The sequence below is a fragment of the Streptomyces sp. MZ04 genome, from assembly GCF_004684775.1.
In the GTDB taxonomy this organism is placed as follows: domain Bacteria; phylum Actinomycetota; class Actinomycetes; order Streptomycetales; family Streptomycetaceae; genus Streptomyces.
In genome coordinates this window covers 19008-32349 of record NZ_SRIC01000064.1, presented here as the reverse complement: position 1 = coordinate 32349, position 13342 = coordinate 19008, and the positions used below count along the sequence as shown (strand labels likewise).

Genomic DNA, 13342 nt, shown 5'->3' with positions numbered 1-13342 from the left:
CCCCAGAACTACCCCCGCCCCCGCTCCCGCCGCGACACCACGGCCCGCAGCACCCTGCGCCCCTCCGTCGACACGTCAAGCGCCTGGCGGAGCCCGCCCGCACCGGCACCCTGGTTGGCCAGCAGCTCCAGAATCCGGATCTGGCGGCGCAACTCGGCGGCGACCAGCGGCGACATGCCGTCCGTGCGCCCCTCGCGCCGCGCGGTCACGGACGACCGCTGCGAGCCGCCGTCCGGCATGGTGTCCAGCAGCCGGTGGATCTGCAGCGCGGCGACCGAGCAGGCGTCGGCCCACTCGCGCAGCTCGGCGGCGGAACGCGCGGCGGGCACGGCGCCGAGCATGCGGTGCGCGAGGGTGACGGCCTCGTCGCCGACGGCCTCCTCCGAGAAACCGCCCGCCTCCTGCGAGGCGCCGCCCGTGAGCGCCGCCCTGGCCACGGCAAGCGCCGCGTCCCACGCGCCGCCCTCCGCGAGGCTCCCCCACAGCGGCCGGAGCACCTCGTCACCGCCCCCGAGGAGCGGTAGGCACCGGTCGAGGCAGGCGAGGCCGCTCGCCGCGAGACCTCTCTCGTCGGCCTCGGCTATCAACTCGACCAGGCTCGGGCCGCCCATGATGTACGCCTCCCGTTGCGGACTCTGCACGTCCTCTACTGCGTGCGGCCCGCCGGGAACGTCACACAGCCACGGAACAGTCACGGCAGAGAAGCGGAACGGGAGCCCCGCCAATCACTGCGGCACAACGCCCAGACGGTCCAGAAAGCGGAAGAAGAGCTGCTCCGCCGAGGGCTCCGCGGCGGCGTTCAGCACGTCGAGGATCGGCGCCGCGGGCACCGTCCTGCCCGACTCCGCAGCCCAGGCCACCGCACGGTCCGCCGCGTCGCGCGACTCAAGGAAGTAGTCGTCGAGGCTGAGCCCGTCGTCGCCCAGGTATCCCGCCATCGCGGTCCTCGCCAGGCAGGTCGTCCAGGCCCCGCTCTCCGGGGCGGCCGCCTCGACGACCACGCAGTCGCTGTCCATGACGTATCCGAAGAGCGCGGGCGAGCCCGTCTCCAGGGCGAGGGTGTTCATGCTGCCGACGTCCCGCGCGGCGTCGCCGCCCGGCACCTCCCACACCTGCCAGCCGTCGTCCCGCTGGACGAGGAGGCTGAGCTCGTCCCGCACCCCCGCCACCGCCGTGAGCTCCACGAGCGGCCGCTCGCTCCTGCCCACGACGTAGTAACCCCAGTAGCCCATGCCCGCGTCCCCCCGTGGTTCGACTCTGCTCAACTGCGCTCGACGGCTGCGATCGGCTTTGGGCCGAATACACCACAGAGTTACGCGAGTTCGCCACCAAAAAGCAGAAAACGGATCCCTGCGGCTCCCCCTGCGGCTCCCCCGCAACTCCTCTGCGACTCCCCAGCGACTCCCTACGACATCTCGGCGAGCTTCACGAAGTCGCCCCACGGCAGCGTCGGCCTACGCGGATCCCACAGCTTCTGGATCGTCGCCCGCAGCGGCAGCCTGATCCCCGCCGCGACCTGTTCCGGGGTCTGCGCCCCGGCCAGATCGCACCACACCGCGAAGGTGCCGCCGAGGATCTGGTCGTCGTACTCGGCGCTCACCGGTCTCGTCCCGCGGATCACCAGCGGGGTCCACTGCTCGTAGATCCGCTGTCCGGTCGGATAGACGAAGGCGTTCGGCTGGCCGAGCACGTAATACAGGTACTCGTCGTTGTAATTGACGACCTTCCGGCCCGCCTTCAGATATTCGACGGGCTCCCGCGCGCCGATCTCCTTGCCCGTCCAGTACGCGACCTCCAGATCGTCGGCCGCCTCCTCGACTCCGCCGCGGAAGAACCCGTCGTTCCACGCCTTGAGTCGCCGTTCGTACGGGCGCAGGGTGTCGGCCCGGTCGTTGAGCCAGCCGGTGGTGAGGTCCTGGACGCGGGCGCCCTGCCCGTACCGCTCGCGGGCCGCGGCGGCCAGCTGCGGATAGGAGGCCTCCGGGTTGTCGACCATGAGGGCGCGGTACTCGTCGGCGCCGAGATGCCAGTAGCGCCCGGGGAAGAGGTCCGCGAACTCCTCGAGCAGGTCGTCGACGATCTCGGCGGCCTGCGGCTTGGAGATGTCCACCGCGCCGCGCGAGGCGACACCCCGGGCGTCGACGAGCTGGAGGGAGGGGTGCGCCTTGATGACCGCGCCGAGGTGGCCCGGCGAGTCGATCTCCGGCACGACGGTGATGTGCCGGGCGGCCGCGAGCTTGAGGATGCGGCGGACCTGCGCCTTGGTCAGGTGCTCTGGCGAGACGACCTCGGGGTGCGAGTCCGATTCGATGCGGAACGCCTGGTCGTCGGAGAAGTGCAGGCCGAGCTGGTTGTACTTGAGGTCGCCGAGTTCGCGTACGCGGTCCTCGATCCACTCCGCGCTGAAGTGCTTGCGGGCGGTGTCGATCATGAAGCCGCGCTGGGGCTTGGCGGGCCGGTCCCGCACGACACCCTCGGGCGCGGTCCGCTCCCCCGTCACCTCCTGCTTCAGCGTGCGCGTCCCGTAGAAGACACCCGCTTCGGCCGGAGCGCTGATCTTCACCCGCTGCCCCTTCACGGAGAGCGTGTACGACTCGTCACCCCCGTCGGCGTCGGGGTCCAGCACCAGCTCCACGTCCCCCTTGCGGGGATCGTCGTCGCCCGCGTACGCGAGCTTGAGCTCACCGGCGATCAGCTTGCCCTCGTCCGCGAGGTCCTCGTCCGCGACGACGACGCGTCCACCGGGCGCGGGCCGCCATCCCGGCCCGCGCGCGGCGGTGTGCTCACGCACGGCGGGGATGACGGCCGGGGCCTTGGAGAGGGGGTACGACTTCGTGGGCGATGGGGCGGGAGTCTGCGAGACGGCGGACTTGCCGTCGGAGGGGGACGCGGTGGCCTCGCCCGAACCATCACTCCCGTCGGGCCAGACGGCAACGGTCAAGGCAACGGCCCCGGCAGCGACGACTCCGGCGGCGACGGCCAACCGGCGGGGGATCACTGCTTGCCGCCCTGTGCACAGACACCAGTCATCCGCCCACGGTAAAACGGGGCCCGCGGCCGTACCGTCCACCACGCGAAGCGAAACTCTCCCATCCGGGTGAAATTCACGCATCCGTCAGACAGCCCCCACCACATCTCGCTAGCGTTACGACAAATCCCTCAGCCGTCCCTCATCGATGCCCCCTGCCCAGGGACAGGCACCAGGCGCACCAGGAGTCCCCGCTGCCCCCGCACAGTTCGCCCCGCACCCCAGAGCAGCTGAACAACGCAGAGCCGGCAGCTGCCGAAGCCACGCTGCTCACCTGCTGCGGCAGCCACGCCTGGGCCCGTCGCCTCGTCGCCCACCGGCCCTACCCCGACCTCGACGCGCTGCTCGCCGCGTCCGACGAGGCGGCGTACGACCTCCCGCCCGCGGACCTCACCGAGGCCCTGGCCTGCGAACCTCTCGAGCCGCGCGTCCCCCGCCAGGGGACGTACTCCGCCGCGGACACCGCACTGAGCGCCGCGAACGCCGCGTACGAGAGCCGCTTCGGTCACGTATTCGTGATCTGTCTGGACGGCGTCGCCCAGGGCGAGGCCCTGGACCATCTGCTCGCCGGAATCCGCGCGCGCCTGGGCAACGACCCGGAGGAGGAGCGCGTCCTGGCCGCCGAGGAACTGCGCAAGCTCGCCCGCGGGCGACTCACCCGGCTCGTGCACGACCTGAATAGCCCGTACGTGCCTGTTTGATTGCCTGTTTGATCACACCTGGCTACCCCGCGCGAGCGAACCGACAACTCGTCGATACGATGACGAGCGGCCGGTGGACCGTACCCGGCCGGGCCCGTCCGACCACCCAAGCCGGCTGGCCCCAATCCCCGCTCCCGGAGGGTTCTGCCGTGCCGGCTGGAACGCTGTACCGCGGCCGGGAAGGAATGTGGTCCTGGGTGGCTCACCGAGTCACCGGCGTCCTCATCTTCTTCTTCCTGTTCGTGCATGTGCTGGACACCGCTCTCGTCCGCGTCTCCCCCGAGGCGTACGACGATGTCGTCAGCACCTACAAGACGCCCCTCGTCGCACTCCTTGAGTACGGCCTGGTCGCCGCCATCCTCTTCCACGCGCTGAACGGCCTGCGTGTCATCGCCGTCGACTTCTGGTCGAAGGGCCCGCGCTACCAGAAGCAGATGCTCTGGTACGTCGTCGGCATCTGGGCCGTCCTGATGGTGGGGGCGCTCTACCCGGTCCTCGGCCACGCCGTCCGCGAAGTCTTCGGGAGCTGACGCCAGACATGTCTGAGACCACGCTTGAGAAGTCCGGAGTGGGTCCCGTCGAAGGCGCCACGCTCTACGACGTCGACAACCCGGCCCCGCTCATCGAGGCGCCGCGCAAGCGCACCTCCAAGACCCCGCGCTCGACCCGCGGCAACTTCGAGATGGCCGCATGGCTCTTCATGCGCCTGTCCGGTGTCGTCCTGGTCGTCCTGGTCATCGGCCACCTGCTGATCCAGCTGGTGCTCGACGGCGGAGTTTCGAAGATCGGCTTCGCGTTCGTCGCAGGACGCTGGGCGTCCCCGTTCTGGCAGGTCTGGGATCTGCTGATGCTGTGGCTCGCGATGCTGCACGGGACCAACGGCCTGCGCACGGTCATCAACGACTACGCGGAGCGCGCCGACACGCGCCTGTGGCTCAAGGGCCTGCTGTACACCGCCACGGTGTTCACCATCCTTCTGGGCACGCTGGTGATCTTCACCTTCGACCCGAACATCCGCTAAAGCCGAGGCGAACCCAGTGAAGATTCACAAGTACGACACTGTCATCGTCGGCGCCGGTGGCGCGGGCATGCGCGCGGCCATCGAGTCGACGAAGCGCAGCCGCACCGCGGTCCTGACGAAGCTCTACCCGACCCGCTCCCACACGGGCGCGGCGCAGGGCGGCATGGCCGCCGCGCTCGCCAACGTGGAGGAGGACAACTGGGAGTGGCACACCTTCGACACGATCAAGGGCGGCGACTACCTGGTCGACCAGGACGCCGCCGAGATCCTGGCGAAGGAGGCCATCGACGCGGTCCTCGACCTGGAGAAGATGGGCCTGCCGTTCAACCGCACGCCGGACGGCACCATCGACCAGCGGCGCTTCGGCGGCCACTCCCGCAACCACGGTGAGGCGCCGGTCCGCCGGTCCTGCTACGCCGCGGACCGCACGGGCCACATGATCCTCCAGACCCTCTACCAGAACTGCGTCAAGGAGGGTGTGGAGTTCTTCAACGAGTTCTACGTCCTCGACCAGATCATCGTGGAGGAGGACGGCGTCAAGAAGAGCGCCGGCGTGGTCGCCTACGAGCTGGCCACCGGCGAGATCCACATCTTCCAGGCGAAGGCCGTGGTCTACGCGTCCGGCGGCACCGGCAAGTTCTTCAAGGTGACCTCGAACGCGCACACGCTCACCGGTGACGGCCAGGCGGCCTGCTACCGGCGCGGGCTGCCGCTGGAGGACATGGAGTTCTTCCAGTTCCACCCGACCGGCATCTGGCGTATGGGCATCCTTCTTACGGAGGGCGCCCGTGGTGAGGGCGGCATCCTCCGTAACAAGGACGGCGAGCGCTTCATGGAGAAGTACGCGCCCGTCATGAAGGACCTCGCGTCGCGTGACGTCGTCTCGCGCTCCATCTACACGGAGATCCGCGAAGGCCGCGGCTGCGGTCCCGAGGGCGACCACGTCTACCTGGACCTGACGCACCTCCCGCCGGAGCAGCTGGACGCGAAGCTCCCGGACATCACGGAGTTCGCGCGTACGTACCTCGGCATCGAGCCCTACACGGACCCGATCCCGATCCAGCCGACCGCGCACTACGCCATGGGCGGCATCCCGACGAACGTCGAGGGTGAGGTCCTCGCGGACAACACCACGGTCGTCCCGGGTCTGTACGCGGCGGGCGAGGTGGCCTGCGTCTCCGTGCACGGCGCCAACCGCCTGGGCACGAACTCCCTCCTGGACATCAACGTCTTCGGGCGTCGTGCGGGCATCGCGGCAGCCGAGTACTCCGCGAAGAACGACTACGTCGAGCTTCCCGAGAACCCGGAGGAGCTGGTCGTCGGCCTCGTCGAGCAGCTGCGCGACGCCAAGGGCACCGAGCGGGTCGCCGAGCTCCGCAAGGAGCTGCAGGAGACCATGGACGCCAACGTCATGGTGTTCCGCACGGAGCAGACGATCAAGACGGCGGTAGAGAAGATCGCGGAACTCCGCGAGCGCTACAAGAACGTCTCGATCCAGGACAAGGGCAAGCGCTTCAACACCGACCTCCTGGAGGCCGTCGAGCTGGGCAACCTGCTCGACCTGGCCGAGGTCATGGCGCAGTCCGCCCTGGCCCGCAAGGAGTCCCGCGGCGGTCACTACCGCGAGGACTACCCGAACCGCGACGACGTCAACTTCATGCGCCACACCATGGCGTACCGCGAGGTCGCCGACGACGGCAAGGACTCGATCCGGCTCGACTACAAGCCGGTCGTCCAGACCCGCTACCAGCCGATGGAGCGTAAGTACTGATGGCAACCCCGACCCTCGACAAGGAAGACGCGAAGCCCGAGGCGGGCTTCGCCGACTCCCCGTACATCACGGTCACGTTCCGCATCCGCCGCTTCAACCCCGAGGTCTCGGCGGAGGCGACGTGGGAAGATTTCCAGCTGGAGATCGACCCCAAGGAGCGTGTGCTCGACGGCCTCCACAAGATCAAGTGGGACCTGGACGGCACCCTGACGTTCCGCCGCTCCTGTGCCCACGGCATCTGCGGCTCGGACGCCATGCGCATCAACGGCCGTAACCGTCTGGCCTGCAAGACCCTGATCAAGGACCTCAACCCGGACAAGCCGATCACGGTCGAGCCGATCAAGGGACTGACGGTCCTGAAGGACCTGGTCGTCGACATGGACCCGTTCTTCCAGGCGTACCGCGACGTCATGCCGTTCCTGGTGACGAAGGGCAACGAGCCCACCCGCGAGCGCTTCCAGACCGCCGAGGACCGCGAGCGCTTCGACGACACGACGAAGTGCATCCTCTGCGCGGCCTGCACGTCCTCGTGCCCGGTCTTCTGGAACGACGGCCAGTACTTCGGCCCGGCCGCGATCGTCAACGCGCACCGTTTCATCTTCGATTCGCGTGACGAGGCGGGCGAGCAGCGCCTGGAGATCCTCAACGACAAGGACGGCGTGTGGCGTTGCCGCACGACGTTCAACTGCACGGACGCCTGCCCGCGTGGCATCGAGGTCACCAAGGCGATCCAGGAAGTGAAGCGCGCGCTGATCACGCGCCGCTTCTGATTCCTTCCTTCTCGTCTCGTCCGTACGTCACTGTGGACCCCGCTCCTTTTGAGGAGCGGGGTCCATGTGCATTCCCAAGCGCCCCACAGATAGCGTGGGTTCGCTTGCGTATCCCCCCACTCACTCATCAGGAGTCCGAAGTGAACCGCCCCATCCGTCTCGTGACGGCCGCGCTGACGGCCTCCGCGGCCCTGCTGTTGACCGCATGTGGATCGGAAGGCGACGACAAGTCCTCCGACAAGATCGAGGGAGCGGGTGAGGGAGGCGGGAAGGCTTCGGCTTCCGCCGAACCCTCTGGGAACGACAAGGTCAAGCGACCCGAGATCAAACTGCCGGCCGAGTTCCGGGCGAACTTCGCGGGCTGGACGAACAGCGACCCGAAGCAGCAGGCGATCCTGGACGACGGGCGGGAAGAGCTGCGGGCGAAGTACGCGGCGATCATCGACGCGGAACCGGAGTCGGACGCGGTGGCGTTCTACAACTCGGGTGCCTCCCTCACCACGGCCCGCAAGTGGATCAAGGGCTTCACCGAGACCGACGACAGCCTGATCGGCGAGATCAAGGCCTACAGCCCCAAGGTGAACGTCAACGGAAAGGACGCCGCTGTGTTCTTCTACTGCGTCGACGAGCGCAAGGCCTCCACGAAGAACCGCAAGACCAAGAAGGTCACGGCCACCCCCGACAGCCCCGAATCCGTCCTGCAGTACCGGGCCAGGCTCACCAAGTCCGAGCAGGGCGTGTGGCAGACCGTCTCGCTGGAGACCGTTCCGGGCGGGTGCAAGTGATGCGGACGACCGCGAAGGCAGGGGCCTTCCTCCTCGCCACGGCGCTCACCCTGGGCCTCTCCTCGACGGCGTATGCCATCGGGGACAAGAACAACCAGAACCCGGGTCCTGCGGGCGGCGCGAACGGCAAGACGCTCATGGCCGGAGCCGGGACCACCAGCATCGAGGTCAGCCAGGTCAGCGGCGGCAAGGGCGGTTCGTCCAACAAGCCCGTCGTCCCGGTGGACCCGAACTGGAAGCCCCCGGCCTGCTGGTACGAGCCCGTGGCGACGTCCGAAGAGGTGAAGGCCGCGACGGACCAGCTCAAGAAGACCCCCAACGAGAACCTGGTCCCGGTCACGCCCAGCCTCAGCTGGGGCGAGCAGCTGATGGTCGATCACTACGAGAAGGGCAAGACCCAGTCCGACGGCGCCGAGGGCTACAAGGACTTCAACATCGGCAAGGACGGCAAGTTCTGGCGGGGCGTCGTCAACCCGGACATGGAGGGCGACCCGGAGGCGTACGAATGCGAGAAGAACCTCTTCTGGCAGGACGCCGGGACCATCCCGAAGATCGCCAACGCCCCGACGCCCAAGGTCCTCGCCTCGTACGCGTACGACCAGATCAAGGTCCCCGACACCAAGGTCGAGATGAAGCCGGAAGGCAAGTCGACGGTGAACCTGCCCACCTGGGTGTGGCTGGACAAGGGCACCTTCGAGGACGTCAAGGTCCGCGCCGAACTGCCCGGCACCGGCCTGTGGGCGGAGACCACGGCCAAGCCGGTCAGCCTGCACCTGGAGCCCGGTACGGCGGACGCCACGACGTTCCCCGCGTCCGGTGAGTGCGAGGTCAACGACGACGGCAGCATCGGCACCCCGTACACGAAGGGCTCCTCGAAGCAGGACCCGCCGTGCGGCATCGCCTATCTGCGGGCCACCGACGGAAAGCCGTTCCAGCTGAAGGCGTCCGTCACCTGGGAGATCACCTGGGAGGGCACCGGCGGTGCGGGCGGTGACCTGCCGAACGGCACGTTCGACGGGACGCAGGACATCAATGTCCAGGAGATCCAGTCGATCAACCGCTGACCCGCGGCGGCAGCCGCCCTGCACGCCAGCCGGGTGACGTCCGCGTCCATGTGGGCGCCCCGCGGTGGCAGTGCGGCTGAATCCGGGCCGGGCGACCTACTCTGACGGAATGTCAGACAACCAGTCGGTCGGCCTGTCAGCTGACCAGTCCGTCGGCCAGTCCGCGGACAAGACCGCCGGACAGTCCGCGGACAAGACCGTCGGCCAGTCCGCGGACAAGACAGCCGGACAGGCGACCGATCTCCTCGGGTTCGACAACGTCCTCCTGCCCGTCGGTGACCTCGACGAGGCCGTCGGGTTCTACGAGCGTCTCGGGTTCCCCGTCTCCGCCCGGATCGACGAGATCGGGCTCGCCATCCTCAAGGTCGGCAAGGAGATGCCCGGCGTTCTGCTGCGCGTGGAGGACGAAGCCGTCCGGCAGCCGCCGCCGTGGGCCTCCCCCAGGGTGTGGCTCGAGGTGCGCGACGCGCGCGCGGCGGGGCGTGCGCTGGACGCGGCGGGGGTCAAGCTGCTCGCGCCGCCGTTCTCCGTGGCCACGGGGTGGACCGTGGAGGTCGCCGACCCGTGGGGGAACGTCGTCGGGTTCACCGACTACTGCAAGCGGCCCGAACTGGCGCGGAGTTAACCGCAGGGGGCAGGAGTCGCGTCGGGCGGGCGTCAGCGCCAGGACGCGCCGCCGCCCTCCTCCGCCACCAGCATGATGCGGCGCAGCATGTCCGAGAACTGGGCCCGCTCGTCCTTCGAGAGGACGCCGAGCAGGCGGTACTCCTCGTGGCCGAGGACATCCATCGCGCCGAGCCAGATCAGGCGGCCGGACTTCGTCAGCTCCACGTCGACCCGGCGCCGGTCCTTCTTCGAGGGGGTGCGGCGGATCAGGCCCCGGCTCTCCAGGCCGTCCAGGCGGCCCGTTACGGAGGCGGGAGCGAGGTCCAGGTCGGCGGCCAGCTCGGAGGGGGATGCCCGGCCGCCGCGGCCCGCCAGCTTGTGGAGGGTGTCGAACTCCGGGCGCTCCAGGTCGAAGTCGATCAGGGACTGCTCGCGGATCCGGCGCAGATACACCGTCAGCTTCTTCATGCGGGTGACGGCGCCCTCGATGTCGGGGTCGAGGCCGGGGAGCACGGGGAGCCAGCGTTCGACGTGACCGTCGGTCCAGTCTCGGGCCGGCCCGGGGACTTCTTCGTGGGCCTTCTCGGGGACTTTTTCGTGGGCCCTCTCGGGGACTTCTTCGTGGGCCTTCTCGGGGACTTCTTCGTGGGCCTTCTCGGGTACGTTCCCGGTTCCCGCGTCCCTCGCCGATCCCGCGTCCCTCGCCGTCGTGCCGTCGCCCTTGTCCGCCATGGAGCGCAGCCTACTTCGGTCCCAGATATTTCGTTGACGAATAATTCGGTTCCGAAATACAGTCCTCTCCATGCCGTCGCACCCCCTGCTGCGCAACCGCCCCTTCCGGCTGCTCTTCCTCGGCCGCTCCCTCTCCCTCATCGGCGACGCCGTCATCCCCGCCGCCCTCTCCCTAGCCGTCATCCGCGCCACCGGCTCCGCCTCCGCGCTTGCCCTCGTCCTCGGCTGCGCGATGGGGCCGAGGCTGCTGCTGCTTCCGCTCGGCGGGGTCGTCGGCGACCGGTTCAACGCCCGTACCGTCGCGCTCGGCACCGACGTCGTGCGGTGCCTGACGCAGCTCTTCGTAGGCGTCGAACTCCTGGGGGGTGACCCCCAGTTGTGGCACATCGCCCTCGCATCGGCGGTCGGCGGCGCCGCCTCCGCGTTCGCCATGCCCACCCTGCCGACCCTCATCACCGGCACCGTCGACGGGAAGGAGCGGCACGCCGCCAACTCCGCGCTCGGCGTCGTCAAGAGCACCGCCATGGCCGGCGGGCCCGCGCTCGCCGGGCTCCTCATCAAGTACGCGGGCCCCGGCTGGGCATTCGTGCTCGACGGGGTCTCGTTCGCCGTCAGCGCGTGCCTGCTGGCCGCCATCCGGGTGCGGCGGGTCGCCCCGGAGGGGCGCCGTTCACTCCGTAGGGACCTGGTCGAGGGGTGGCAAGAGGTGCGGTGCCGGGACTGGTACTGGACCAGCCTCGTCGCGCACTCGGCGTGGAACGGCGCCGCCGCCGTGCTCACCACCCTCGGACCCGCGCTCGCCGTCAAGGAGTTGGGCGGCGAGGGCGTGTGGATCGGCATCCTGCAGGCGGGTGCGGTCGGGCTGCTGCTCGGCTCGCTGCTCGCGGGGCGGGCCCGGCCCCGGCGCCCGATCCTGACGGCCAACCTGGGCCTCGCGACGTACGCCCTGCCCCTCGGCCTGCTCGCCGCCGAGGCCCCCGCCCCGATCGTCATCGGCGCCTACGCCGTCGCACAGGCGGGCCTCGGCTTCCTCAGCCCCGTGTGGGAGACCTCGGTCCAGGCGGCGATACCGCCCGGCGTGCTGGCCCGCGTCACCTCGTACGACTGGCTGCTCTCGATGGCCGCGATGCCCCTCGGGTACGTGCTCGCGCCCCTCGCGGCGGACGCGTGGGGCGTGGCGGCGCCCCTCTGGATCGCGGCCTGCGTGGTCGGCGTCGCGTGCGTGGGAACGGCGGCGGTGCCGGGAGTGCGCCGGTTCGGGGCAGGCGGCGCGGGTGCGCCTCGTGAAGTCGGGGGCGGGTACGGTCAGTTCACCCCGGACGGCGAAGGCGACACCGGGCGCTCGAAGAACGTCTCCAGGGACACCGTCGCCTGAGTGCCGCTCACCCCGTCGATCGCGTACAGCCGCCGCAGCACGTCCTGGAGCTGCTCCGTCGTCGACGTGCGGACCTTGACCAGGACGCTCGCCGCACCCGCGATGACATGCGCCTCCTGGATCTCGGGGATCGCGGCGAAGTCCTCCGCCCGGTCCCCCATCCACGCCGTCGAGTCGACCATGACGAAGGCCAGGACTCCCCGGTCCACGGCCGCGGGGTCGACGTCGACCGTCGTGCGGCGGATCACCCCGCGCTCGCGCAGCTTGCGTACGCGCTCGTGGGCCGCGCCCGCCGAGAGGCCCACCGCCTTGCCCAGGTTCACGTAGGACTGGCCGGCGTCCTCCTGTAGCAGCGCCAGCAGTTCACGATCGGTGTCGTCCACTCGCACCCGCGCCCCCTCTCCCTCATTTTGCGATCTTTGGGCCACACCGTATCTCGTACTGCTATACGGTTCCAGTGCCGAATAACATTCGCTCAGGCTTCAGAGGGGTGCCGTCATGTCTTCCCAGAAGTACCCGACGTCGTACGAGATTCTGGACGACCGCTTCCGTACGGGGCGTTGCGCCAACGGGGACAGCAAGCTCGAAGTGCTGTACGACGACTGCCGGTGGGCCGAGGGGCCGCTCTATCTGCCCGCCTGGCGCCAGCTCGTCTGGAGCGACATACCCAACGACCGGCTGCTCCGCTGGGACGAGGCGACCGGCACGGTCGGCGTCTTCCGGACGCCCGCCGGGCACGTCAACGGCAACACCCTCGACCGGGAGGGGCGGTTGATCTGCTGCGAGCAGGGCAACCGCCGTGTCACCCGCACCGAGCACGACGGCCGCGTCACCGTCCTCGCCGACCGCTTCGAGGGCAAGCGGTTCAACAGCCCGAACGACGCGGTGGTCCGCTCCGACGGGTCGGTTTGGTTTTCCGACCCGGATTTCGGGATCACCAGTGACTACGAGGGGTTCCGGGCGCCTGCCGAGATCGGCGCCTGCAACGTCTACCGGATCGACCCCGTCACCGGTGACGTGCGAATCGTCGCCGACGGCTTCGAGGGGCCCAACGGGCTCGTCTTCTCGCCCGACGAGCGGCAGTTGTACGTCTCGGACTCACGTGCCGCCAGGATCCGCGTCTTCGATGTCGGTGACGACGGGGCGACGCTGTCGGACGGCACCGTCTTCGCCGAGTCGAAGGACTCCGGCTTCGACAACATCCGCTTCGACGACGAGGGCAGGCTGTGGGCGGCCGCCCTCTACGACGGGGTGCACTGCTACGACCCCGACGGCACCCTCATCGGGCGGATCACGGTCCCCGAGGCCGTCGCCAACATCGCCTTCGGCGGTCCGAAGAACAACCGGCTCTTCATCGCGGCGACGACCTCGCTGTACTCGCTGGTGATGTCCGTGACCGGGCTGCCGCGGGTGCGGACGGCCGTCTGAGCTCTTTTTGGCACCCCGGCCGGACTCAGTGCCCCGGCCTGGCTCAGTGCCCCGGCCTGGC

The 13342-nt window shown here is 69.4% G+C and carries 14 protein-coding genes and 1 pseudogene; 10 read left to right on the top strand and 5 right to left on the bottom strand.

From position 1 onward, the window contains the following. Positions 1 to 8 precede the first annotated feature (8 nt). The 3 genes from E2651_RS16395 to E2651_RS16385 form a co-directional block, all read right to left on the bottom strand. Positions 9 to 611 carry a hypothetical protein gene (locus tag E2651_RS16395; RefSeq protein WP_135331883.1) on the bottom strand — a complete coding sequence of 201 codons (603 nt, stop codon included), beginning with the start codon at positions 609 to 611 and terminating at the stop codon, positions 9 to 11. A gap of 114 nt (positions 612 to 725) precedes the next feature. Then, positions 726 to 1232: a hypothetical protein gene (locus E2651_RS16390; RefSeq protein ID WP_135331878.1), complete on the bottom strand. Its 507-nt coding sequence runs from the start codon at positions 1230 to 1232 to the stop codon at positions 726 to 728. A 173-nt stretch (positions 1233 to 1405) separates the two neighbouring features. After that, positions 1406 to 2941, bottom strand: a complete 1536-nt coding sequence (locus E2651_RS16385; protein WP_245238879.1) for a glycoside hydrolase family 20 protein — start codon at positions 2939 to 2941, stop codon at positions 1406 to 1408. 317 nt (positions 2942 to 3258) lie between these two features. On the opposite strand from E2651_RS16385, the gene E2651_RS16380 reads away from it, so the two are divergent. From E2651_RS16380 to E2651_RS16345, 8 genes and pseudogenes are all read left to right on the top strand, one after another. Next, positions 3259 to 3729: a 2-oxo-4-hydroxy-4-carboxy-5-ureidoimidazoline decarboxylase gene (locus E2651_RS16380; RefSeq protein WP_280922797.1), complete on the top strand. Its 471-nt coding sequence runs from the start codon at positions 3259 to 3261 to the stop codon at positions 3727 to 3729. A 149-nt stretch (positions 3730 to 3878) separates the two neighbouring features. Continuing rightward, entirely contained in the window at positions 3879 to 4259 is a 381-nt protein-coding gene (sdhC, locus tag E2651_RS16375) for a succinate dehydrogenase, cytochrome b556 subunit (RefSeq protein ID WP_135331876.1), read from the top strand. Between the two features lie 8 nt (positions 4260 to 4267). Then, positions 4268 to 4750 (top strand): succinate dehydrogenase hydrophobic membrane anchor subunit, encoded by a 483-nt coding sequence (locus E2651_RS16370; RefSeq protein WP_135331875.1) that lies wholly within the window; start codon positions 4268 to 4270, stop codon positions 4748 to 4750. 16 nt (positions 4751 to 4766) lie between these two features. Continuing rightward, positions 4767 to 6521 carry a succinate dehydrogenase flavoprotein subunit gene (sdhA, locus tag E2651_RS16365; protein ID WP_135331874.1) on the top strand — a complete coding sequence of 585 codons (1755 nt, stop codon included), beginning with the start codon at positions 4767 to 4769 and terminating at the stop codon, positions 6519 to 6521. Then, positions 6521 to 7291, top strand: coding sequence for a succinate dehydrogenase iron-sulfur subunit (locus E2651_RS16360; RefSeq protein WP_135331873.1), 771 nt, complete (start codon positions 6521 to 6523; stop codon positions 7289 to 7291). Before sdhA ends, E2651_RS16360 begins: the two co-directional genes overlap by 1 nt. Before the next feature lie 140 nt (positions 7292 to 7431). Beyond that, positions 7432 to 8076: a hypothetical protein gene (locus E2651_RS16355; protein ID WP_135331872.1), complete on the top strand. Its 645-nt coding sequence runs from the start codon at positions 7432 to 7434 to the stop codon at positions 8074 to 8076. Further along, positions 8076 to 9140, top strand: a complete 1065-nt coding sequence (locus E2651_RS16350) for a hypothetical protein (protein ID WP_135331871.1) — start codon at positions 8076 to 8078, stop codon at positions 9138 to 9140. Before E2651_RS16355 ends, E2651_RS16350 begins: the two co-directional genes overlap by 1 nt. Positions 9141 to 9369: 229 nt before the next feature. Further along, positions 9370 to 9765: pseudogene (locus E2651_RS16345) on the top strand (VOC family protein); the annotation flags it as partial. 32 nt (positions 9766 to 9797) lie between these two features. On the opposite strand, the gene E2651_RS16340 reads toward E2651_RS16345, so the two are convergent. Then, positions 9798 to 10259 carry a MarR family transcriptional regulator gene (locus tag E2651_RS16340; protein ID WP_245238883.1) on the bottom strand — a complete coding sequence of 154 codons (462 nt, stop codon included), beginning with the start codon at positions 10257 to 10259 and terminating at the stop codon, positions 9798 to 9800. Positions 10260 to 10548: 289 nt separating this feature from the next. Between E2651_RS16340 and E2651_RS16335 the strand changes: the two genes are divergently transcribed. Further along, positions 10549 to 11853, top strand: a complete 1305-nt coding sequence (locus E2651_RS16335) for an MFS transporter (RefSeq protein WP_135331868.1) — start codon at positions 10549 to 10551, stop codon at positions 11851 to 11853. Here the strand turns inward: E2651_RS16335 and E2651_RS16330 are convergent. Then, positions 11784 to 12236, bottom strand: coding sequence for an Lrp/AsnC family transcriptional regulator (locus E2651_RS16330; protein WP_135331867.1), 453 nt, complete (start codon positions 12234 to 12236; stop codon positions 11784 to 11786). The two genes, E2651_RS16335 and E2651_RS16330, sit on opposite strands and share 70 nt — an antisense overlap. Before the next feature lie 115 nt (positions 12237 to 12351). Between E2651_RS16330 and E2651_RS16325 the strand changes: the two genes are divergently transcribed. Then, positions 12352 to 13281, top strand: a complete 930-nt coding sequence (locus tag E2651_RS16325) for an SMP-30/gluconolactonase/LRE family protein (RefSeq protein WP_135331866.1) — start codon at positions 12352 to 12354, stop codon at positions 13279 to 13281. Positions 13282 to 13342: the final 61 nt, after the last annotated feature.

What these genes read in the sequence shown, in the direction of transcription:
- E2651_RS16395 (WP_135331883.1), bottom strand. Translation starts at nt 611, where the DNA reads ATGGGCGGCCCGAGCCTGGTCGAGTTGATAGCCGAGGCCGACGAGAGA.
- E2651_RS16390 (WP_135331878.1), bottom strand. Translation starts at nt 1,232, where the DNA reads ATGGGCTACTGGGGTTACTACGTCGTGGGCAGGAGCGAGCGGCCGCTC.
- E2651_RS16370 (WP_135331875.1), top strand. Translation starts at nt 4,268, where the DNA reads ATGTCTGAGACCACGCTTGAGAAGTCCGGAGTGGGTCCCGTCGAAGGC.
- E2651_RS16360 (WP_135331873.1), top strand. Translation starts at nt 6,521, where the DNA reads ATGGCAACCCCGACCCTCGACAAGGAAGACGCGAAGCCCGAGGCGGGC.
- E2651_RS16350 (WP_135331871.1), top strand. Translation starts at nt 8,076, where the DNA reads ATGCGGACGACCGCGAAGGCAGGGGCCTTCCTCCTCGCCACGGCGCTC.
- E2651_RS16335 (WP_135331868.1), top strand. Translation starts at nt 10,549, where the DNA reads ATGCCGTCGCACCCCCTGCTGCGCAACCGCCCCTTCCGGCTGCTCTTC.
- E2651_RS16325 (WP_135331866.1), top strand. Translation starts at nt 12,352, where the DNA reads ATGTCTTCCCAGAAGTACCCGACGTCGTACGAGATTCTGGACGACCGC.